This window comes from Nocardia sp. NPDC057440 (genome assembly GCF_042802915.1).
In the GTDB taxonomy this organism is placed as follows: Bacteria; Actinomycetota; Actinomycetes; order Mycobacteriales; family Mycobacteriaceae; genus Nocardia.
In genome coordinates this window covers 267,678-289,587 of record NZ_JBHVDF010000005.1, presented here as the reverse complement: position 1 = coordinate 289,587, position 21,910 = coordinate 267,678, and the positions used below count along the sequence as shown (strand labels likewise).

Here is a 21,910-nt window from a genome sequence, read left to right as displayed (position 1 = left end):
CGGGCTGTGCCGAGGCTGGCGCGGGTCTTGCGGGTTGCGGCGGAGAAACACGGCCGGGAGGGACACCGCCGGGAGGGACATTGCCGGGAGGTGCGCCGCCAGGCGTGTTTCGCGGTGCCGATACACCGGCACCAGGAGGCGGCGATGTTGTACTGGGCGCTTTGCGTTGCCACGGTGTATCCGATGACGGCCCCGACCACGGGGTTTCCGTCGGTTTCCCGGCGATTGCCTGGCGCTCGGGCGTTCCGGATCGGGGGACCGCTGCCCCGGGAGGCGCGGAGTTCAGTGCCGTCGGCGAGGCAACGGTGCCGGGCGCGCGGTCTATCGGCGAACCGTCGGGCATACCGGTGTTGGTGTTCGGACCATAGTCGGGATACCGCGATTGATAAGGCGAATCCGGATCGCTGTTCGATTGATACTGCGGCTGTTGTGATCGAGGGGGAGCGGCATCGGGGTCACGGGCACCGGCGGCGAGCTCAGTATTCGGCGTAGTACCGTTGGGAGGCAGAGATTCTGGGGACAAGTCGGAGCCCGGCCAGCCGGGCTGGTCGAACAGCGGGGTGGGATCGTGCCACGCAGGGTGGACATCGACGGGGTCCAGAGCACGGAACTGGTTGCCGATGTCCTGGTCTTGGCTGTGGAAGGCATCGGCGGCGTCCGCGACACCCGCGCTGGTCCTGCGTAGGTTGTCGACCAGGTTCGAGTAGCCGGCCAACCCTTGTTCAGCGTCCGGCTCATAGCTTTCCCCGAAGGTCCGGCCGGGTTCGTCGTTGCCCCAGCACTGGCCTTCCGCCGCGAGCGTGGCCTTCAGCTGCGTCAGCTCTCTGTGTGCCATGTCGGCAAGCTCGGCGAGCTCTGGGGCCAGCGCCCGAAGCAGATCTGAATCGACCCGCAACGATTCGCCCATGCTCGGCAACCCTTCAAACCTGGTTCGGTGGAACCCGAGAAGGCGATTGTCCTCCAATGATCGCTTTTGCTAATTCACACTCGTCCCATTGTTGGGAAAGTATCTAGTTGCCCAGGTGGATCGGGAATGCGGCGAGGTCGTTTTGGGTGAGGATCGGGAGGTTGCGGAGGTCGACGTCGGGGATGGCGAGGTGCAGGTCGGGGAATCGTTGGAAAAGGGCGGGGACGGCGATGGTTGCTTCGAGGCGGCCGAGGGCGGCGCCGGGGCAGATGTGGGGGCCGTAGCCGAATGCGATGTGTCGGTTGGCGGTGGGGCGGGTGACGTCGAAGGCATCCGCGTCGGGGCCGTGGAGGGTGGTGTCTCTGCCGATCGCGCGGTAGGACATGACGACGCCGTCGCCTTTTTCGATGGTGATGTCGCCGATAGTGATGTCGGTGGTGGCGAAGCGCATGAGCAGGTGGGTGACGGGGCTGTCCCAGCGCAGGGTTTCCTCGACGGCGGTTTTCCATTCGTATTCACCGTTTCGGACACGGTTCAACTGGTCGGGTTGGACCAGTAGTGCGCGCACGGTGTTGAGGATGAGGCCGACGGTGGTTTCGTGTCCGGCGGCGACCAGGGCTTTGAGGTTGCCGACGACTTCTTCTTCGGTGAGGGGTTGACTGTCGTCGTCGGCGTGGATGAGTGCGGTGGTGAGGTCGTCGGTGGGGTCGGCGGTCTTCTTGCGGACGAGGTCGGTGAAGTAGGTGTCGAGGTTGTCGATGACTTGGAGGCGTTGGTCCTGGGGGGTCAGGACGGAAAAGAATGCTTTGTACCAGGTCAACAGCATGGGGTGGTCGGTGCGGTCGACGCCCATGAGTTCGCTGATGACACGCATGGGTAAGGGGTAGGCGAAGGCTGGTTTGAGATCGACGACAGTGTTGTCTTGCCCGGTGATAGCGAGCTCATCCAAGAGTTCGGCGGTGAGTTGTTCGACGACGGGGCGCAGGGTGTCGAGTCGGCGTGGGGTGAGTGCTTGGGTGGTTTTGATTCGCAGCCTTCGATGCTCGGCACCGTCCACGGTGAACATCGAACGGCCGACATCGATCATGCCGATCAGTGGCCACTGCCTGGTCACGACCCCAGATGTCCACAGCGACCAGGCGTTGATGTCCTTGATCAGTCGCGGGTCGGTGAGGAGTTGTCTGGCTAGTGCGTGTTCGGTGATTGTCCAGGCAGGGACGCCGAGTAGTTCGATGCGGGTGACGGGTCCCGCGGCACGTAGTCGGGTGGTTTCCCCGGCGAGGTCGGTGACCATGGGGTCGATGGCGATGGGCCCGGCATGCGGACATTCTTGGCTCACTGGTGACCTCCGACAGCGTTTACGGGTGTGAAACGGACGGGCAAGGACACCATGCCGCGCATGAACACCGACGGGCGTCGGACCAGGGTCTCCGCGGGCACCGCGAGATCGATATCGGGCAGCCGGTCGAGGAAGACCTCGATGCCGGTCCGCGCGATGATCTCCGCGATCTGCTGGGCGGGGAACGGGCAACGGTACTCGCCGTAGCTGAAAGCGAAGTGCGCACTGTTGCCGGTATGGGCCGGTTCGCCGCTCGCGCTGAGATGTTGGCGGACATGGGGATCAGCGTTGGCGGCGGCGAGTCCGAGCAGCAGCATGTCGCCTGCCCTGATGACTTTGTCGCCGAGTCTGGTGTCACGAGCCGCCCAGCGACCGGCGAGGATCTGGGTCGGCGTTTCTTCCCAGAGCACCTCGTTCATCGCCTGGCCCGCGCTGTGGCGCCCGCCGCCGAGTGCCGCGGCGAACCGGTCGTCGGTGAGCATCAGTCGCACCGAACTCGCAAGCCAGTCCGCGGTTGTCAGGTGGCCTGCCGCCGTAATGGCCATCAGGTCCATCGTGTATTCCTGATCGGTGAACGGTGTCGGGTGCGCAAGCATCCGCGACACCAGATCGTCGCCGGGCCGTTCTCTCTTCACGGCGACCAGGTGTTGCATGCGTTCGAGGAGATGCAGGTAGGCGGCCTGCGCGTCCGCGCCGCCGTCGGCCATCGTCTTCATCAGCCAGGCCAGTTGCGGCCCGTCCGCGTCGGGAAAGCCGACGATTCGCGCGATCGCGAGCACCGGAAACGGCTCGGCGAAGTCGGCGACCAGATCGGCCGTGCCTCGGCCACAGAACATGTCGATCAACTGATCAGCCAAATCCTCACAGGTGCGCCGCAATTCGAAGGGATCGACGGCCTCCAGAGCGGGTTCCACCATCGCGACGTGCCGGAGATGCTCCGCGCCTGCGGTGAAGTAGATCGACGGCATCGGCCGCCCGACCATCGGGAGCAGTGGCCAATCCTCCGGGATGTTCGGCCACTGATTCCACCGGCCGACATCACGGGGGAACAACTCCGGATCACTGGTGACCTGGTGTAACTCGCGGTAGCCGATGACAAGCCAGGCCGGAAAACCACCGGGCAGTTCGACGGCGACCACCGGCCCGTGCTCGCGGCGCATCTCGCGATAGAGACGGTTCGGGTCGATGTGGAAACCGGGGCCGCTCAACGGAACTGCGTGGGCTACCGGGCACTGCTGGGTATTGCCCGACGTGGCACTTGGCGTGGTCATGATGCGGGCTCCGAGGCGGTGAGGAGAGTGGCCCGGGCCGGTTCGGGCCTATCGGTGTAGAGGTGTTCGACCAAGGTGATCAGCACCTGCTTGCTGGATTCGCGCGACCTGGCATCGCAATCGATGAGCGGTACCTGCGGGTCGAGATCGAGGGCCTCACGCACCGCCGCACCCCGATCCAATGCTCCGCCGAAGTTGTTGCACGCCACGATGAATGGTGTTCGCTGGTGTTCGAGACGGTCGATGGCATACCACGAGTCTGCGATCCTGCGCTGATCGACGAGCACGATCGCGCCGAGCGCGCCGGTGAACAGTCGGTCCCACAGGAACCAGAACCGTTCCTGGCCGGGGGCTCCGAAGAGGTAGAGGACGTTCTCGTCGTCGATGGTGATCCGCCCGAAGTCGAAGGCGACCGTCGTGGTCGATTTGCCTGGCGCGCCGCGGGTGTCGTCGATTCCTACGCTCGCGTTGGTCATTGTCGCTTCGGTGTCGAGTGGCCGAATCTCGCTGACCGAGCGGACCAGGGTGGTCTTGCCGACGCCGAAGCCGCCGACGATGACGATCTTGAGTCCATGGCGGGTGCTGCTGCTCAGCGGTGCGTCGGCCCGTGCGGGCCGGGGATCAAAGTTTACGGAGTCCAACAAGCACCTTCTCCAGGGTGGTGGCGTCGGGCAGCGAATTCCACGGCGCACCAGGAACTGTGGGGCCCGGCTGCGGATGACGCACGGTGATCTTGCCTGCGTGTAGCAGGTCCGAGAGCAGAACCGTTGCGATGCCGACCGGCAGCCGTAGCTCCGCCGCGATTTCGACGACGGCGGTGGGGGCCCGGCACATGCCGAGGATCGCCACGTGTTCGGACTGCATGCCAGGCGACGGATCGCACTCGCTGACCACTAGGGCGACCAGATCGAAGCTGTCGGAATCCGGTGTGCTCCGTCCGCCGGTCAGTGTGTAGAGCCGATCCGGGTCGTCGTCGCGGCCGCTCCAGCTCAAGACACGCTCCCTCCCCCGACGCGCGGTGCGGCGGCGAGATAATGCCCGAGCTGTTCCACGAGCTCCCGCATGTTGTGGCCGACCAGGCCCGCGTCCGCGTCTTCGGCGGCGACGACGGCGATATGCGCGCCCATACCGGCCTCGACGACGAACAAGATCCCGCCGTAGAACTCGGTCATCGACTGGCGCACGCCGCCGCGGCCGTCACCGAATTCGACGGAAGCGCCGTGCGAAAGGCTCTGGATGCCCGCCGCGATGGCGGCGAGCTGATCGGCGCTGTCGACGCCGAGTTCCGGTGTGTGGCAGATCTTCAGGCCGTCGCCGGACAGCAGCAGGGCATGTCGGGTGCGCGGGGTCTTGGACAGCAGTTGTTCCAACAGCCAGCCGAGCTGCGTCGGCAAAGACGTTGTCATTGATCGTTCTCCACAGCAATGGAAGGGGAAGGTGGTGCGACGGTGTCGGTCTCACGACCGGCAAGCGCACGCTGGAAAGCGCCCAACGCGGAAGGCGTCGATGCGGGTGGGGTCGCCGGGGTGTCGGTGGCGGCATCGGGTGTGGACAGACCATGGGGGTGGGCCTGTGCCAGCGCGCTGCCTCGTTGTCGCTTCGGCAGTACTGATTCGGTCGCGGCAGGCGCGAGCGCGGGTTCGGCGACGGGAGTCGGCGCCGCAGCTGGCGCGGGGGTGGGCAGTGTGATCGTGGTGATCGATTCCGGTGTTCGTTCGACACGTGCGATGAGATCGCGTGGCACCACCATGACCACCGCGGTTCCGCCGATGGCTGAGGGCCGGTAGGACACGGTGAGTCCGTGTTTGCGCGCGAGGTGACCGACCACCGCGAGGCCGAGCCGGGTACCGGAGAGCGAGGACAGATCCGAGCCCGCTCGGCCACCGCGCCCGTTCGGGCCCGAAACCGATACGGCCTGCTGGGCACGACGCAGCGCCGATTCGCTCATGACAAGTCCGCTGTCCTCGATGGTCAGCACGACACCGGCGGGGACCTCGGCGGCATAGACATGGACTTCGGTGGTCGGCGGAGAGAAATTGCAGGCATTGTCGAGCAGTTCCGCCAAGGTGTGCATCACGCCTTCGGCCGCGTGGCCCGCGATGGCGATGTCGGTGATGGCACGCAGCCGGACGCGCTGATATCCGGCGACCCGGCCCATGGCGCCACGCAGGATCGATTCCATGGCAATCGGTTTGGCCCACCGACGCCCGGACCTGGCACCGCTGAGTACGGCGATGCTGTCGGCGAGCCTGCCTGCCTGTGCGGTGCGGTGATCGAGATGCAGCAGGTCGGCGAGCACGCGCGGATCGGCGTGGCGATGCTCCATCTCCCGCAGCTCGGCGAGCATGCTTGTGGTCATCGCCTGCATGCGGCCGGCGGCGCCTGCGAAGGCGGACATTGCTGCGGCGCGGCGATTCTCGCTGGTTTTCGACGCCTGTTCATAGCCTGCCGCCAGTTCGTTCGCGGTCGCGATGTCGGCCGCCGCTGTGGCTGTTGCCTCGGCGACGACCGCCGCGGTAGCACGGCGGGCTCGTTCGGCCGCACCGCGAGCACGCGCGGCCTCGCCACGGTAGTGCGCGGCTCCGGTGATACTGGCGCACAGAATAATCGAGACCACAATCGCGCCCACGGCAAGCGGAATACGGAATCCTGCCGGTGCGCTGACGACGGCGATGACCACAACGACCGCGCTCGTGACACCGGAGGTCAGTAGCGCTGGATAAGGCATGTGGAGACCCGACCCGGCGTATTCCTGCAGCTCGCCATCCGGCGGATTCAATAACTCTGACAAGTTCCGTACTTCCGCACTCGCATTCACCAAGGGGAGATGCCGTATTTCCCCCGCTCCCTCCTGCTCGCGGGGCCGTCCCGAATATATAGGCCACCAAACAGTTTGGAATCTCGCGGACGAGCGTAGCCGTCGGGGTCGGGGAACGAAAGGACGATCTTCCATCAATGGGAACTGGCGATGCGGCAGCAGCGTGTTCGTAACCTGTTGTCTTACTTGAATTTTGAACTAGTCCGGGCGTGCAGGACCAGGCGCTCTCTACAGGCCGAGTGCTACGGCTGTGCCGTGCCCGGCCGCCATCCGTCGCGCAACACCGCAGGTCGTTATCTTTCGCGGGTTCATTCGCGAGGCGGATGAATTCGTCTGCGGCAATGCCGGATCGGCAACGCCATCCGGATTGCGGCAGGTCGGGCGGAGTGAATATCGGGTTGCCGGTGTTCGAGCCCGTACATACCGGTTAGTTGCCATTCTGTAGCTGATCGGCTCGCATTTCTACAAGGAAACGAGAACATTCACTACAAAGGCAGGAGCACGTCGATGCTTGATATTGCCTATCGGAGAATCATGCGCGATCAGGACACCCAGCGGCTGGATATCAGCTGGCTACGACAAGGGAAGGGGTGCGGGCGCAGCGGTTGGCGGGCCGATGGGCGGAGCGGCACATGAGATGCGCCGCCCCGCCCGATCCTCCGGAGTGACTACCGCGCGGTCGAGCGGAAGCCGCGCAGCCGCAGACTGTTGCTGACCACGAAGGCCGAGGAGAACGCCATGGCCGCGCCGGCGAGCATCGGGTTCAGCAGGCCTGCCATCGCCAGCGGGATCGCCGCGACGTTGTAGGCGAAGGCCCAGAACAGGTTGCCCTTGATGGTGCCAAGGGTCTCGCGCGACAGCCGGATCGCGTCGACAGCGGCGCGCAGGTCGCCACGCACCAGCGTCAGATCGCTTGCCTCGATGGCGACGTCGGTGCCGGTGCCCATGGCCAGTCCGAGGTCGGCCTGTGCCAACGCCGCGGCATCGTTGACGCCGTCGCCGACCATGGCGACGACCTTGCCTTCTGCCTGCAGCCGTGTGACGGTGTCCGCCTTGTCCTTCGGTAGCACCTCCGCGATCACCTCGTCGATGCCGACCTGGTCGGCGATCGCGCGGGCCGCGGCGGCATTGTCGCCGGTCAGCATGATGGGGGTGAGCCCGAGCGCCTTCAGCTGTGTGATCGCTTCGGCGGAGGTGGGTTTCACTGCGTCGGCGACAACGAGCACGCCACGCGCCTTGCCGTCCCAGCCCACCGCGACCGCGGTCCTGCCCTGAGACTCGGCGTCGTGCATCGCACGCTCGAGGTCGGCGTCCAGTTGCTGAGACCAGTCGGCGAGCAGCCTGGCGCGACCGACGATGACCGCGTGGCCCTCGACAACACCCTGCACGCCGAGGCCCTCGATATTGGCGAAGCCTTCGACCGATCGCAGTTCACCGACCTTGTCGCGGGCACCCTTGGCGATCGCCTGCGCGATCGGGTGCTCGGACGAATCCTCCAGCGCTCCTGCAAGAGCCAGGATCTCACCGGCGTCCTCGCCTGCCGCGGCGACGACATCCAGCAGCGTCATCTTGCCGGTAGTGACGGTGCCGGTTTTGTCGAGCACCACGGTGTCCACCCGCCTGGTCGATTCGAGCACCTCGGGTCCCTTGATCAGGATGCCGAGTTGCGCACCGCGACCCGTGCCGACCATCAGCGCGGTCGGTGTGGCCAGCCCGAGGGCGCACGGGCAGGCGATGATCAGCACCGCGACCGCGGCGGTGAAGGCCGCCGCGATGGAACCGCCGGTGCCGAGCCAGAATCCGAGCGTCGCGACCGATAGCGCGATCACGATGGGCACGAAGATTCCGGAGATTGTGTCCGCCAGCCGTTGGGCCTGCGCCTTGCCGGTCTGTGCGTCCTCGACCAGCTTCGCCATCTGTGCCAGCTGCGTATCGGAACCGACTCGGCCAGCGCGCACCACGATTCGTCCGCCGGCATTCACCGTCGCGCCGACCACCGCATCGTCGGGCCCGACCTCGACCGGCACCGATTCACCGGTCAGCATCGAGGCGTCGACCGCGGAGGAACCCTCCACCACCACGCCATCGGTGGCGATCTTCTCACCCGGCCGCACGACGAACTGGTCGCCGACAGCCAACTGGTCGATGGGGATGCGCTGCTCGACCCCGGGCCCGTCGCTCGCACGGCGCAGCACCGAAACCTCTTTGGCGCCGAGCTCCAGTAAAGCGCGCAGCGCAGCGCCTGCGCGCCGCTTGGATCTGGCCTCGAAGAAGCGTCCGGCCAGGATGAAGGTGGTGACGCCCGCCGCGGCCTCCAGGTAGATGCTGCCGCTGCCGTCCATCCGCGAGATGGTGAACTCGAAAGGATGCTTCATGCCGGGCGTTCCGGCGGTTCCCCAGAACAGCGCATACAGCGACCAGCCGAGTGCGGCGATGGTTCCCATCGACACCAGAGTGTCCATGGTTGCCGTCCCATGGCGGAGATTGGTCCAGGCCGCCTTGTGGAACGGCAGCGCGCCCCACGCGACGACCGGTGCCGCCAGCGTCAGCGATAGCCACTGCCAGTTGGTGAATTGCAGTGCGGGCACCATCGCCATGGCGATCACCGGTACGGTCAGGACCAGCGAGACCAGCAGGCGTGTGCGGAGTGAGGCGGTCGGATCCGATTCGGCCGCAGCGGCTTCCGCTGGCGCATCGGTATTCGGCGCGGGCAGTGCCGCGGTGTAACCTGCCTGCTCGACCGTGGCGATCAACTCCGCCGGCGAAACGTCACCGCTGAAGTCGACCCGAGCCTTCTCGGTCGCGTAGTTCACGGTCGCGGTGACGCCATCGAGCTTGTTCAGCTTCTTCTCGATGCGATTGGCGCAGGACGCGCACGTCATGCCACCGATCACCAATTCGACCTGTCCGGTGCTCGAGGGTTGTGTCGCAGTGGTCATCGTGTGCTCCGTTCTGTGCGGCACGGGTGGGGATAATGTCGCTGATGCTGGTCAGTGGCCGTGCGCCGGTTCGGGCGCGGGTGCGTTGCCGGTGGGCGCTGGGCCAGGGGCAACGGCGAGAGTGAATTCGGCTGTGCGGAGGACACCTTCGTGCTGGAAGTCGAGGAACAGTCGGTAGTCGCCCGCGCTGGGTACGGTGACGGCGAAGGTTATGCCGGGGCCTGCCGGGGTGGTCCCGTCGCCGGGATGACCCTCGGGGTGGACGTGCAGGTAGCCGAGGTCGGCGGCCCGCAGGGCGACGAGGTGACCGTAGGCGCCCAGGTAGGGCTGCAGATCGGTGACCGGCTTGCCGTCGCGGCTCACCGAGAGGGTGACCGTGGCGGTTTGTCCTGGCGTCACCGCGCCGCTCGAGGTGACCGTGTAACCGCCGACCGTGCTGGTGGCCACCGGAGCGGGCAGTGGTTGCGCGTCATAAGTACCCGCCACCCGCAGGTCCGCGCCGAGGGTGAGGTTGTCGCCGCCTTCCGCGGTGAAGTCGGCGAATACCCGGTAGTCACCGGCGTGCGTGAGATCCAGTGGGACGCTCCATGTTCCGGCCTGGTCGAGGGTGGGGTGCACGTGCTGGAAACCGACCATGTCGCGGCGAACCGCGATCAGATGCAGATCCTTGTCGTGACTGCGCACGTAGCGGGTCACCGGTGTGCCTGCCGGATTCAGGATGCGGAATCGCAGCGGAACCTTCGCCGCCGCGGTGGTCTGCGCGGTGTCCAGTCGCAGGGTGTAGCCGTTTTGCGTGGCCATAAGTCCGGCAGGGTATTCCTCGGGGCTCGGCCTGCTGGTGGCGGGCGCTGCTGCGTGGGTATTCGAATCGTGCGCGGCCGGTTCGGCGGGGTCCGGTCCGATCGCGGCGCCGGTGGCCAGAGCGATCCCGAAGACCGCCGCGAGACCGAGGGCGAAGCCGGCGAACTTACTGGATGCGTTCATCGGGATGCTCCGTTCTGAAAGATGGCGAATTAGTCGGCGGTGATCTGGTATCCGGCCTTGTCGACGGCTACGGCGATCACGCCGGGCTCGACCGGGGCCACGCTGTCGACGGTGACCCTGCCGATGGCGAGATCGACGTCGACAGCGGTGACGCCGGCGATCTCGCCGACCTCCTTGCTGACCGAGTTGACGCAGCAGCCACAGGTCATTCCGGTGACGGTGACAGTGGCGGTGGTGGCTGCGGTGCTCATGAGGTTCTCCTTCTGGGTGGCGGGCGACTGCCGTCTCGTGTCGTTTACCATACCCCCCTAGGGTATTTTGTCAACGGCTTCGGGCGCGGATTCCCGCTCGGGGGTGCGCATGGTCACTGCCGCGATCACCGCCCCGGCAATCGCGATGACGCCCGCGCCGAGGAATGCCGCAGAGAAACCACTGGTCAGCGCGGGGAGATCGCCGATCTCGTCGGCGCCGAACGCTGTGGCGACCGCGGTCATCGCGGCCAGCCCGACGGCCGAGCCGACCTGGTAACTGACGTTGACGATGCCGGAGGCCAGCCCGCCCTCTTCGGGGCGCGCCGCAGAGATGGCGGTACCCAGTGAGGGTATGAAGGCCAGCGACATGCCGCCCGCGGCGACCAGCGAGGCGGGCAATACATCGATCCAGAAGTTGCCGGTCGGCCGCACCAGCGACATGATCCCCAGCCCGAGGCCGAGCACCAGCAGACCGGTGACGATCATCGGCTTCGCACCGAAACGCTGCATCGCCCGCGGTGCGATCACCACCATGCCGAGCATGATCAGCGTCGTCATCGGCAACAACGCCGCGCCCGACGGGAATGCGCGGTAACCGAGTACCTGCTGCAGGTAGAGGTTGAGGAAGAACCACATCGGGACCCAGGCCGCGCCGAGCAGCAGCTGGGCGATATTGGCTGCGGCGAGGTTCGGCGCGCGGAAGATGCTCAGCCGCATCAGCGGCTCGCTGCGGCGAGATTGCAGGTAGACGAATCCGGCGAGCAATGCGGCCGCGGCGGTGAGGGCCGCCCAGGTCTGTCCGGACGCCCAGCCGACCTCGGGTGCTCGGACGATGCCGTAGACGGCGGCGGCGAGTCCCGCGGTGACGGTGGCGGAACCGAGCAGGTCGACCGATCCGGAGCGGGCCGGTGCGCTCGGCATCAGTGCGGGAACGGCGATCAGTGCGAGCACGGCGATCGGGATGTTGATGTAGAAAACCCAAGGCCAGCTGATGTATTCGGTGATCACACCGCCGAGGAACACGCCTGCCGTGCCGCCGGCGGGCGCGGCGGCGCCGTAGACGGCGAGTGCCTTCGTCAGTTCCTGTGGCGAGGAGCCGAACAGCATCATCAGCAGTGTCAGTGCCGAGGGTGCGATCAGGGCGGCCCCGCCACCCTGGATGGCGCGACCCGCGAGTTCGATGCCGACGGTCCCCGCCGCGCCTGCGATGGCGGATCCGGCCAGCAGCACCGCCCAACCTGCGGCGAATACTCGGCGCGCGCCGAGTAGGTCGGATAGCCGGCCGCCGAGTAGCAGCAGTCCACCGAAGGCGACCACGTAGGCGTTGAACACCCAGGTCAGGCTCTCCTGGGAGAAGCCGAGTTCCGCCTGCATCTTCGGCAAGGCAATGCCGATGATCGAGGTATCCATGATGACGATGAATTGCGCGGCGGCGATCACCGCCAATGCCAACCACTTTCGTGTGGCCGGTCGTGCTTGCGTAGTCATGTCGATTCCGTCCTTCCGGGAACAGCTGAACGATTTCGGTACCATACCCCCCTAGGGTATAAATCTGTCAAGATCGATACCGTGCGAATTCGAGCGGCCGGGTGGGGAATTCGAGAAGATGGGTGAACATCGAGATGTTCGGTGCGATCGGGATCGGCCCTGCGCTGCACGCGTCGGGTCCGTGAAAACGCGGCGGGCATGTCCGGAAAAGCAGCGAGCCCGGCCGGACGATGGATGATCGTCGGGACCGGGCTCCGCCGTGATCGAGGGTGCGGTTCAGTCTTTGGTGGCGTCCGCGATTCGCGGTCTGGATCGGTATCGAATCGGGAGGCCGGTCCGATTCGGGCAGGCGGCGTTCAGGATTCGGCGCGGTAGGTGACCAGGGCGACGGCAGGTGCGGACACGATCTGCACCTCGGCGGTTTCGGAGACCTTGATGTGCAGGAACCCGCCTTCGATCAACACCTGGACGTTCTCGACCGTGCCCACCGGCTGCCCCGTGTTGTTCCGCAGCGCGTAGCCGTCCACCAGTGCGACCCTGCTCGCGGAACGCCATTTCGTCGCCAGCGCGGCGCCTTCCGTGATCGCGGCCGGCGGGAAATCCAGCTCCGGCCGTGCGACGTGATTGAAGTAGTTGGACAGGATATTCAGCGAAACGTGGCCGACGATCTCGCTCAGTTCGGCATCGCTCACTCCGCGCTGCCGGGCCGAGGCGATCAGGTCGTCGTCGACTCGGCCACGGGATCGCAGCACGTCCTTGGCGAAGTGCAGTACCGCATCCGCGTGCGGGTCTTCGGCGTTGGCCGCGCGGGTGGCTGTGATCGCCTCATCGGTGAACCCCATCCGTCCGGCCCGCATGGTGTGCGCGGCCACGCAGTAGTCGCAACCGTTTTCACTCGCCACCAGCAGTGCGAGCTGCTCGCGGACGCGGGCGGAGAGCTTTCCGTGCGTCAGCGCGTCGCGCAGGGTGAGATAGCCGCGCAGCGTCGCGGGGCTGTTCGCCATGGCGGCATATAGATTCGGGACCCGGCCCAGCTGTCGTTGAACTTCGGTCAGCAGATCCGCCTGTTCCGCGTCGGCGGTTTCGGTGGAGACGAGAGGTAGCCGCGACATGTGCACTCCATGCTCGAATGTAATGGTACCGATCGGTGCCGAATGAAAACGGTACCGATCGGCGCCGAACTGGTCAAGCAAAATGGTACTGATTGGTTCCATCCTGGTACGGTGGCGTCATGGCAACACAGGCCAAGCAGCGTTTGCTCGCCACCGCGGAGGATCTGTTCTACGCCGAAGGCATCCGCGCGGTCGGCGTCGACCGCCTGCTCCAGGAGTCCGGCGTCGGCCGCGCCTCCTTCTACCGCCACTTCACCAGCAAGGACGATCTGGTCGTCGCGGTGCTCGAGGGCCGCGACCGCCGCTGGCTGGACTGGTTGCGGGCATCGGTCGAATCGAAAGCACCCGATCCTGTCGACCGCCCACTAGCCGTATTCGATTCCCTCTCGGAACGCTTCGCCCGCAACGACTTCCGCGGCTGCGCCTTCATCAACACCATGGTCGAAGTAGCCGACCCGACCTCCGCCGCACATCAGGCGGCAGATCGGCACAAGCGCCGAGTAATCGACTACCTCACCGAACTCCTCACCGCGGCAGGCAGATCCGACGCCCCTGAACTCGCCGCCGAATTCGCCCTCCTGGTCGACGGCGCCATCGTTACTTCCGTCCGTGAAGCGAGTCCCGCCGCCGCCCATCGCGCCCGTACGATCGCCGCGCGCCTGCTCGCTTCGAACTGACCGACCGACCGAGCAGCTAGTCCTGTGGACGGCGAAAAGTGGCGCACGACGATTGCCGCGCGCCTGCTCGCTTCGAACTGGCCGACCGAGCGAGCTGCCAGTCCGGTGGACGGCGAAAAGTGGCGCACGAGCGCGAGCGCTTCTCGGCGTTCGCCGCAGCCGGTGTTCCTTACCGCGAACCCGGCTTCCTCGGCTGCCCTCGCGAAATCCGCCACCCCGGCCGCATGCCTGCCGGTCATCGCTGTCTCCCGACTCGGCAGCAGCTGCTGGCCGGTGGAGTAGTCGGCGGGGTGATGAGCTGACGCCGAGAGCCGACGTCCTGGACCAGTGTCCTTGGGAGCGTCGGCTCTCGGCGGTCAGGCGGAGTGGAGTTTGCGGGCAGTGGGGGAGGCGGTGACTTCGGCGGGGTCCGGGTGGGTGCCGAACAGGCGGTCGGCGGTGCCGGAGGTGGTGACGGTGAACCAGAAGTGCTCGTTCTTGTAGTGGTGGTGGCGGTGGTTGCGCCAGACCGCGCGGTAGAGCGAGCCTTTCGGCTTGTAGTCGGTGTGGATCAGGTAATGGGTCCACTCGTAGCCGAGGCCGAGCAGGGTGATGGTGAGCAGGAAGGTCAGGCCGAGGCCGAGGCGTGGGAATGCCAGGGCGGCGAGGGCGATGAGGATGACGACCAGTACCGACAGTGTCTTGGTCGGGATGAAGATCAGCGGGATATTGCGCGGATCGACGTGGTGCTCACGGTGTTTGCGGGCCAGTTCGCTGTCGACGGCGACCGGGCCGAGTTTGCGCGGCCGCCAGTGCAGCACGGTGACGTGCACGATCCATTCGAAGATCGGGAACACCGCGAGCATCACGGCGGGCACCAGCGCGTCGGTCAACTGCCAGTCGCCCACGATGATTCGGCCGGTGAGGGCCGCGATCAGGGTGATGCCGATGAGCCACGGCGAAGGGTGCCGGACGAACTCGCGGAAGGCCTCGCCGAGGGTGAGGCCGCGCCGCAGCGCACGCTCGTCGCGCTGAACGCGCGCCCTGGCGCTCGAATCCTGTTCGGAGGAATGAGATTTCGTCATGGTTCTTCCTAGGGTGAAGCGTGATCAGTGCCACCGAGGGCATCGATCAGGATGGTGGTCGCCGGCTCGAGCAACGCCCGGGCGATCTCGGCGGCCTGTTTCGGCCGGCCCGCCACGATGGCGGCGGCCAGTTCGCGGTACGCCTCGACATTGCCCACCTCGGCGGACATGATCGGAGCCAGCGCGGTGAGCGCGGGTTCGTAGGCGGCGCTGAGCATGTTGAACATCAGCCGGAACACAATGGAATCGGCCGCGTCGATGACGTGATCCCAGAACTCCATCGCGTGCCGCTGCTGGGCGACCGGATCCTGTTCTGCGGCAAGTGCTGCCACGGTGCGCTCGAGCGCCGCGCCGACGGTGGCGGACTCGGTCTTGCCCAGGCGCGTAGCCGCCAACTCGGCAACCTTCGGCCCGTTGTGCAGCCGCGCCTCGAGAATGCTGCGCGCCACCCCCGGGTCCAACTCCCCACCCTGTACCAGCAGCCGAGGCAAAACCTCCAGCCCAGCCCCCCGCCGATAGTCCAGCACGGTCGTCGCATCCCCCTGCCGCACCGCAACCAACCCGGCCGCCGCCAGCCGCTGCAACGCCTCCCGAACCGCGGGCCGAGAAACCCCCAACGCCTCCGCCAGTTGTCGCTCACTGGGCAAGGTCGCCCCCGGCGCCAACTCCCCACTCAACACATCCGCCGCGATCTGCTCGAACACATCGCCGGACACCGACCGCTTGACCACGGGTTGCAACGCCATATCCCTACTGTGCGCCACATCGGCCAGATGGTCAAGTGGTCAGACCAGTTCGGTCGCGACACTGTTTTCCTGCTCGACAACCTCTACCCGGGCGGCAACTTGACGAAGGCGAGCCAGTCCAGCACACTGCTCTCATTAGAGAGCGATGCTCTCAGTATTTGAGGGAGAACGGACATGTTAGAAGTCTGGAAATGGGCCAACCTCACGCTGGCATTCGCGATGGAGTTGGTCGCGCTCGCGGCGCTGGCACTGTGGGGCTGGAAGACCGCCACTGCGATTCCGGCCAAGCTCGTGTTGGCTGTGGGCGCGCCTCTCCTCGCGGCGGTGGCGTGGAGTCTCTTCGCGGCGCCGAAGGCGACCTTCGACTATCCACTGCTCGCAGTCGTCACCAAGGTCTTGGTGTTCGGCGGCGCTGCGGTCGGATTGTGGGCCGCGAGCTACCGGGCGGCCGCGGTCGTCTTCGTCACCGTCCTGGTCGCGAACCTGCTGGCGATCAGGCTCGGGCACATCACCCTGTGAGCACGCCGCGTGGTGTACCACTCAGCTCGGGTCGGAGCCCCGGATGGCGGAGAGCCAGATGGTGCAAGCGGCGGCGACGGTGGTGGCCGCGAGGAAGGCGGTGAAGCCGCCGTTGGCGATGTATACCCACATCAGGGCTATGAAGGGGGCAGCGACTGTTGATTGGGCGTCCAGCAGGAGTCGCCGGGTCGGGCGGGTGGAGCTGGTGGCGAGCGTGGGGGCCTCAGGGTCGGGGCGTGAGGGGTTGTCGATGAGGCGGCCAGGGGGTTCGGTGTCGCGGATGCGGCCGGAGGGGTACAGGCGGAGGTTGTCGGTGTGCACCGATCGGTCGGTGATCTCGCCGGTGGTTTCGGTGAGGGCCAGCATGGCTGGGTCGAAATAGACGGGGAGCCAGCGGGATCTACCGGTGCCGGTGATTTCGAGCCAGGTCCGGCTGAGGAGGCGGTGGTCTTGGCGGATGCGTTTGACGCCGATGGCGCGGGTGGCGCTGGTCGATCCGTTGGATAGCAGGCCGAGGGCTCTGCTCAGCTGGTAGGTCGTGTAGCCGAGGATACCGAGCGCCGCTGTTGCCAGGGCGGCGAGTTGGTCCGGGTCGGCGAACGGCGCCCAGGCGAGGCAGGTCGCGAGGGCGCCGATCGTCACGGTGACCGGGTAGGCCAGGGGGTGGCCCGGTCCAGAACTCACTTCAGGAAGCCGACTTTGGTGTAGTCGGCGGAGGCGAGGCCGAAGGCTCCGTAGTTGGCCAGGTTTTCGCGGACCGCGTAAGTGCCCGAGGCCTGCTGGAGCGGGACCGAATAGCCCTCGGCGAAGATCATCTGATCGCATTGGTTGGCCAGCGCGATCGCCTTGTCGGGGTCGAGCTCGGCGATCGTCTTATCGATGAGTTCGTTGAGTTCCGGCGAACCGATCCTGGCCTTGTTGCCCTGCAGGTTCTCCGGGTTAAAGGCATAGATCTGGGGCAGCGCGCCGAGCGGGAGAACGCTACCGCCCCAGCTGAACTGGGCGATATCGAAGTTGCCCGGATCGATCACGTCCTTGAAAAGGCCACTGCCGGGCACGGTCTGGATGGTCAGCTTCACGCCGACCGCGGCCAGATTCTGCTGCACGATCTGTGCGGTCTGCACCCACTGATCCTGCTGGTACATCACATCGCGGATTTCCAGCTTGCGGCCGTCCTTCTCGCGGACATCGCCGTTGAGCTTCCAGCCGAGCGCATCGAGCATCCGCGCGGCCTCGGCGGGATCGAACGCGATGGGACCCGCGTTGTCCTGATAGCCCTTCTGCCCTGTCATGAAGATGTGATTGTTCAGCGGCTTCGGGTCGGTGACGACGCCGTTCTGGGCGGCGGTCACCAGCCCCTGCCGATCGATCGCCTTCGAAATGGCAATGCGCAGTTGTGGATCCGAGAGCAGCGCGCCGGGCGCACCGTTGAAGGTCAGATGCGACCAGCTCGGCTCCGGTGTCCGGCGGATGACGACATTCTTCGAGTTCTTGGCCGCGGTCACCAGCTCGATGCCGGACATGTACCCGTAGTCGAGCTCGTTGTTCTGGATCGCGGGCAGCATGGCGCTGTGGTCGAGCACGCTGAGGGTGATGGTGTCGAGCCTCGGGGTGTCACCCCACCAGGTCGGGTTGCGGTTCAGCATGATCCGGTTCTGGGCGCGATCGATGTTGGTGATGACGAACGGTCCCGAGCTGACCGACAGCGAGTTGAGGTCGACAGCGGCGAACGCATCGGGGGTCGCGGTCACGGCCTTCGGATACAGCGGGCTGAACTGGCCCTGCCATTCGGCGTAGGGCTTGTCGAAGGTGACGATCGCCTGGCGATCGTCGACGCCGCGCTCCACCTTCGCGACCCGTTCGAAACCGCTGGTCGAGGAGACCAGGAACGCATTGTCCCTGCCGCTCAGCGCCGCCGCCTGAGAGCGCATGTCCTCCCAGGTGATGGGGCTGCCGTCGGACCAGACGGCCTTCGGGTTGATCGTGTAGGTGACCTGCTGCGGGGAGGTGCTCGTCAGCTCGATGTCGGTGAAGTAGTTGTGGTTGACGGTGAGCTGGCCCGCGGCGTCGCTGACGAACGCGACGGGCATCGTCGGAGCGATCACGATGGCGCCGTCATCGGTGCCGCCGTCGACATGCAGGTAGTTGAAGTTCGACGGGAAAGCACTCAGCGCCAGCCGCAGATTGCCGCCGTCGCGCAGTTCGCTCGGGTCCTTCGGATTGATGTCGTTCGTATTGCCGATGGTGCTGGTGCCCGAGGCCACGTCGCTGTTGGAGCAACCGGCCACGATCAACCCGAGTGCGACGACCGGGATGGCGCACCGGGCGCCGAGGGAACGGAGCCGCATTGCTGGTCCTCTCACTTCAGGAAACCGATTTTGGTGTAGTCGTAGGATGCCAGCCCCGCCGCGCCGTAGTTCGCGAGGTTCGCACGGACCGCGACATTGCCGGGTGACTGCATCAGCGGCAGGGAATGACCCTCTTCGAACACCTTGCGATCGACCTGGTTGGCCAGCTCGATGGCCTTCTTCGGGTCGAGCTCCGAGATGGTCTGCTCGATCAGGTCGTTGAGCTCCTGCGATCCGATGCGTCCATAGTTGCCCTGCAGATCGTTCGGGTTGTAGCCATAGATCTGGATGAGGCTACCGAGCGGGAAGGGATCACCCACCCAGGTCCACTGCCCGACGTCGAAGTTGCCGGGCTGGATGACGTCGGTGAAAAAGCCGGTGCCCGCCTTGGTTTCGATGGTCAGCTTCACACCGATCTGAGCGAGGTTCTGCTGGATGATCTGCGCCATCTGCACCCAGACGTCCTGGTTGTACATGATGTCGCGGATTTCCAGTTTGCGGCCGTCCTTTTCACGGACATCGCCGTTGAGCTTCCAGCCCAGTGCGTCCAATTCCTTGGCGGCCGCGGCCGGATCGAAACCGAGGCTGTTGTCCTGGTAACCGTCTTGGCCCTGCAAGAAGATGTGGTTGTTCAGCGGCCTCGGGTTCTCGACGAGACCGTTCTGGATGGCGCTTGCGATGCCCTGCCGGTCGATGGCCTTCGAGATCGCGACGCGCACGCCTTGTTCGGCGAGGATCGATCCGGGTGCCCCGTTGAACGTCAGGTGCGACCAGCTATTTCCCGGTGCGCGGCGGATCGCGATGCCGTCAGTGTTGCGCGCCGTCTTCAATTCGTCCCTGCTGGCGAGGCCGACGGCGTCGATTTCATTGTTCTGCAGCGCGGGCAGCAGCGCGGAACTGTCGAGCACACTGAAGGTGAAGGTGTCGAGTTTAGGTGTGTTGCCCCACCACTTGGGGTTACGACCGAGCACGACCCGGCCCTGCGCCCGGTCCACCGACTGGATGATGAACGGGCCCGACGACAGCGTGAGGCCGTTGAGCTGGCTCTTGTTGAAAGCCTCCGGGGTGGCCGTGACGGCCTTGGGAAACAGGAACGAGTTGCCCGCGAATTGTCCTCGCCAGTCGGCGAAGTGCTTCTTGAAGGTGATGACGGCCTGCCGGTCGTCGACGCCCCGCTCGACCTTCTCGACCCGGTCGAAGCCGCTGTTGTTGGCGATCAGGAACGATTTGTCGGCTCCGCTGAGCGCGTTGGCCTGGGACTGGATGTCTTCCCACGTGATCGGGGTGCCGTCGGACCAGATGGCCTTCGGGTTGATCGTGTAGGTGACCTGCTGCGGTTCGGTGCCGGTCAGCGCGACATCGGTGAAATAGTCGGTGTTGACCGAGAGTTCCGCTGCCGCATTGGTTTTGAACGCCCGCGGCATCACCGGGCGCAGCAGCCCGCCGGTGTCGGCGTCGTTTCCGTCGTTGTGCAGCGCGTTCCAGTTCTGCGGCAGCGCGCTGATGGCGAGGCGCAGATTGCCGCCGTCGCGCAGTTCGCTGACATCTTTCGGGTTGATGTCGTTGGTGGTGCCGAGCGCGGCGGCGGCGCCTTCCGGGGCGGCCTCCTCGTCCGAACTGCACCCGGCCGCGATCAAGCCGACCGTGACAAGGGGAATCGCCAGTCGTGTCGTCCATGAACGAATCCGCATGGTCCGCTCCTTTCCGCAGGGATGCTGCTGGGGGTTACTTCAGGAAGCCGATGGTGGTGTAGTCGTAGGACGCGAGCCCGGGGGAGCCGATATTGGCCAGCTCGGCACGGACGCCGAAGCTGCCGTCGGATTGGGTGAGCGGCAGGGAATGGCCCTCCTCGAACACCTGGCGATCCACCTCGTTGGCCAACTCGATCGTCTTCTCCGGATCGAGTTCCGCGAGGGTGCGATCGATGAGGTCGTTGAGCTCCGGTGAGCCGATGCGGCCGTAGTTGCCTTGCAGATCGTTCGGGTCGTAGCGGTAGATCTGCCGAATGCTGCCGAGCGGGAACGCGTCACCCTGGAAGATGAACTGGGCGGCATCGAAGTCACCTGGCTGGATGACATCGGTGAAATATCCCGCGCCCGGCTTGGTGTCGATGGTCAGCTTGACGCCGATCTGCGCCAGGTTCTGCTGGATGATCTGGGCGATCTGCACCCATAGCGGGTCGTTGTACATGACATCGCGGATGATCAGCTTGCGTCCGTCCTTCTCGCGGACGTCACCGTTGAGCTTCCAGCCGAGCGCGTCGAGTTCCTTGGCCGCCGCGGCCGAATCGAAGCCGAGGCTGTTGTCCCGGTAGCCTTCCTGGCCCTGCAGGAAGATGTGGTTGTTCAGCGGTTTCGGATTCTCGACGAGGCCGTTCTGGGTCGCGGTCGCGATCCCTTGCCGGTCGATGGCCTTGGAGATGGCGACGCGCACCTGTGGATCGGCGAGGATGGAGCCCGGTGCTCCGTTGAACGTGATGTGCCGCCACCGGTTGCCCGGCGCGCGGCGCAGGGCCAGGCCCTGGGTATTGCGCACCGTTTTGACCTCGTCGATGCTGTTGAGCCGGACCAGGTCGACTTCGTTGTTCTGCAACGCCCCCACCCACGCCGGGTGATCGAGCACGCTGTAGGTGATGGTGTCGAGCTTCGGCGTCGCGCCCCACCATTTCGGGTTGCGGCCCAGCACGATTCGGCCCTGCGAGCGATCGGTGGACTGCACCACGAACGGCCCCGCGCTCGGTCCCATGGCCTCGACCAGGCTGTTGTTGAACGATTCCGGGTCTGCGGTCACGGATTTCGGGAACAGTGACGCATTGCCCGCGAACTGGCCGCGCCATTCCGCGTACGGATGTTCGAAGGTGAGGACGGCTTGCCGGTCGTCGACACCGCGTTCCACCTTGTCCACGAACTCGAAGCCGTTGGTGATCGCGATCAGGAAGCGCTTGTCGGCCCCGCGCAGCGCGTTGGCCTGGGATCGAATGTCCTCCCAGGTGATGGGGTTGCCGTCGGACCAGACGGCCTTCGGGTTGATGGTGTAGGTGACCTGCTGCGGGTTGGTGCCGGTCAGTGCGATATCGGTGAAGTAGTCCTTGTTCACCGAAAGCTCGCCCGTCGCATCGGTGGTGAAGGAGCGCGGCATCATCGGTCGTTCGATGTCGGCGATCTCGCCGTCGTTTCCCTCGTTGGACAGCGTGTTCCAGTTCGCCGGAAACGTGGTCGTCACCAGGCGCAGGTTGCCGCCCTCGCGGATTTCGCCGAGGTTGCGCGGGTTGATATCGCTGGTGGTGCCGAGCGCGTCCGACAGCCCCTTGCCCGCGTCGGAGTCCTCGGCGCCACAGCCGGTCGCGATCAGGCCGAGCGCGACTGTCACCGCGGCACATCGCAGTGCGGTCATTCGGGTTGAGCCCATCCCGGCTCGGCTCGATCGGATCCGCATTGCGCTCTCCCC

At 65.8% G+C, this 21,910-nt stretch carries 19 protein-coding genes; 2 read left to right on the top strand and 17 right to left on the bottom strand.

Features of this window, described 5'->3' with window-relative positions; translation table 11 throughout:
- Positions 1 to 1,010: 1,010 nt before the first annotated feature.
- The 11 genes from ACFU4Z_RS12815 to ACFU4Z_RS12765 form a co-directional block, all read right to left on the bottom strand.
- Positions 1,011 to 2,246 (bottom strand): cytochrome P450, encoded by a 1,236-nt coding sequence (locus ACFU4Z_RS12815; protein WP_379062223.1) that lies wholly within the window; start codon positions 2,244 to 2,246, stop codon positions 1,011 to 1,013.
- Positions 2,243 to 3,517, bottom strand: coding sequence for a cytochrome P450 (locus tag ACFU4Z_RS12810; protein ID WP_379062220.1), 1,275 nt, complete (start codon positions 3,515 to 3,517; stop codon positions 2,243 to 2,245). The genes ACFU4Z_RS12815 and ACFU4Z_RS12810 overlap by 4 nt, the downstream gene beginning before the upstream one ends.
- Positions 3,514 to 4,158: an ATP/GTP-binding protein gene (locus ACFU4Z_RS12805; protein WP_379062550.1), complete on the bottom strand. Its 645-nt coding sequence runs from the start codon at positions 4,156 to 4,158 to the stop codon at positions 3,514 to 3,516. Before ACFU4Z_RS12805 ends, ACFU4Z_RS12810 begins: the two co-directional genes overlap by 4 nt.
- The gene (locus ACFU4Z_RS12800) at positions 4,139 to 4,510 is read right to left on the bottom strand and encodes a DUF742 domain-containing protein (RefSeq protein ID WP_379062217.1); all 372 of its coding nucleotides are present in this window, start codon (positions 4,508 to 4,510) and stop codon (positions 4,139 to 4,141) included. Before ACFU4Z_RS12800 ends, ACFU4Z_RS12805 begins: the two co-directional genes overlap by 20 nt.
- A complete protein-coding gene (locus ACFU4Z_RS12795) occupies positions 4,507 to 4,923 on the bottom strand; it encodes a roadblock/LC7 domain-containing protein (RefSeq protein ID WP_379062214.1) in 417 nt (138 codons plus the stop codon). The genes ACFU4Z_RS12800 and ACFU4Z_RS12795 overlap by 4 nt, the downstream gene beginning before the upstream one ends.
- Positions 4,920 to 6,245, bottom strand: coding sequence for an ATP-binding protein (locus tag ACFU4Z_RS12790; protein WP_379062211.1), 1,326 nt, complete (start codon positions 6,243 to 6,245; stop codon positions 4,920 to 4,922). Before ACFU4Z_RS12790 ends, ACFU4Z_RS12795 begins: the two co-directional genes overlap by 4 nt.
- A 758-nt stretch (positions 6,246 to 7,003) precedes the next feature.
- Positions 7,004 to 9,274, bottom strand: a complete 2,271-nt coding sequence (locus tag ACFU4Z_RS12785; protein ID WP_379062208.1) for a heavy metal translocating P-type ATPase — start codon at positions 9,272 to 9,274, stop codon at positions 7,004 to 7,006.
- 51 nt (positions 9,275 to 9,325) lie between these two features.
- The gene (locus tag ACFU4Z_RS12780) at positions 9,326 to 10,258 is read right to left on the bottom strand and encodes a hypothetical protein (protein ID WP_379062205.1); all 933 of its coding nucleotides are present in this window, start codon (positions 10,256 to 10,258) and stop codon (positions 9,326 to 9,328) included.
- A gap of 29 nt (positions 10,259 to 10,287) precedes the next feature.
- A complete protein-coding gene (locus ACFU4Z_RS12775) occupies positions 10,288 to 10,509 on the bottom strand; it encodes a heavy-metal-associated domain-containing protein (RefSeq protein WP_379062202.1) in 222 nt (73 codons plus the stop codon).
- A gap of 57 nt (positions 10,510 to 10,566) precedes the next feature.
- Positions 10,567 to 11,997, bottom strand: a complete 1,431-nt coding sequence (locus tag ACFU4Z_RS12770) for an MFS transporter (protein WP_379062199.1) — start codon at positions 11,995 to 11,997, stop codon at positions 10,567 to 10,569.
- A gap of 356 nt (positions 11,998 to 12,353) precedes the next feature.
- Entirely contained in the window at positions 12,354 to 13,109 is a 756-nt protein-coding gene (locus ACFU4Z_RS12765) for a carboxymuconolactone decarboxylase family protein (RefSeq protein WP_379062196.1), read from the bottom strand.
- A gap of 119 nt (positions 13,110 to 13,228) precedes the next feature.
- Here ACFU4Z_RS12765 and ACFU4Z_RS12760 point away from each other — a divergent pair, with 119 nt between their 5' ends.
- Positions 13,229 to 13,786, top strand: a complete 558-nt coding sequence (locus ACFU4Z_RS12760) for a TetR/AcrR family transcriptional regulator (RefSeq protein ID WP_379062194.1) — start codon at positions 13,229 to 13,231, stop codon at positions 13,784 to 13,786.
- A gap of 356 nt (positions 13,787 to 14,142) precedes the next feature.
- On the opposite strand, the gene ACFU4Z_RS12755 is transcribed toward ACFU4Z_RS12760, so the two are convergent.
- Together ACFU4Z_RS12755 and ACFU4Z_RS12750 are read right to left on the bottom strand one after the other, a co-directional pair.
- Positions 14,143 to 14,850 carry a sterol desaturase family protein gene (locus tag ACFU4Z_RS12755; RefSeq protein ID WP_379062191.1) on the bottom strand — a complete coding sequence of 236 codons (708 nt, stop codon included), beginning with the start codon at positions 14,848 to 14,850 and terminating at the stop codon, positions 14,143 to 14,145.
- An 8-nt stretch (positions 14,851 to 14,858) separates the two neighbouring features.
- Entirely contained in the window at positions 14,859 to 15,596 is a 738-nt protein-coding gene (locus tag ACFU4Z_RS12750) for a FadR/GntR family transcriptional regulator (protein ID WP_379062188.1), read from the bottom strand.
- Positions 15,597 to 15,770: 174 nt separating this feature from the next.
- Between ACFU4Z_RS12750 and ACFU4Z_RS12745 the strand changes: the two genes are divergently transcribed.
- A complete protein-coding gene (locus tag ACFU4Z_RS12745; protein ID WP_379062185.1) occupies positions 15,771 to 16,115 on the top strand; it encodes a YrdB family protein in 345 nt (114 codons plus the stop codon).
- 21 nt (positions 16,116 to 16,136) lie between these two features.
- On the opposite strand, the gene ACFU4Z_RS12740 is transcribed toward ACFU4Z_RS12745, so the two are convergent.
- The 4 genes from ACFU4Z_RS12740 to ACFU4Z_RS12725 are packed head-to-tail and all read right to left on the bottom strand — an operon-like array spanning position 16,137 to position 21,898.
- Positions 16,137 to 16,799, bottom strand: coding sequence for a hypothetical protein (locus tag ACFU4Z_RS12740; RefSeq protein ID WP_379062182.1), 663 nt, complete (start codon positions 16,797 to 16,799; stop codon positions 16,137 to 16,139).
- Positions 16,796 to 18,463, bottom strand: a complete 1,668-nt coding sequence (locus ACFU4Z_RS12735; RefSeq protein WP_379062179.1) for an ABC transporter family substrate-binding protein — start codon at positions 18,461 to 18,463, stop codon at positions 16,796 to 16,798. The genes ACFU4Z_RS12740 and ACFU4Z_RS12735 overlap by 4 nt, the downstream gene beginning before the upstream one ends.
- Before the next feature lie 11 nt (positions 18,464 to 18,474).
- The gene (locus ACFU4Z_RS12730; RefSeq protein WP_379062177.1) at positions 18,475 to 20,154 is read right to left on the bottom strand and encodes an ABC transporter family substrate-binding protein; all 1,680 of its coding nucleotides are present in this window, start codon (positions 20,152 to 20,154) and stop codon (positions 18,475 to 18,477) included.
- A 34-nt stretch (positions 20,155 to 20,188) separates the two neighbouring features.
- Entirely contained in the window at positions 20,189 to 21,898 is a 1,710-nt protein-coding gene (locus ACFU4Z_RS12725) for an ABC transporter family substrate-binding protein (protein ID WP_379062174.1), read from the bottom strand.
- Between the last annotated feature and the right edge of the window lie 12 nt (positions 21,899 to 21,910).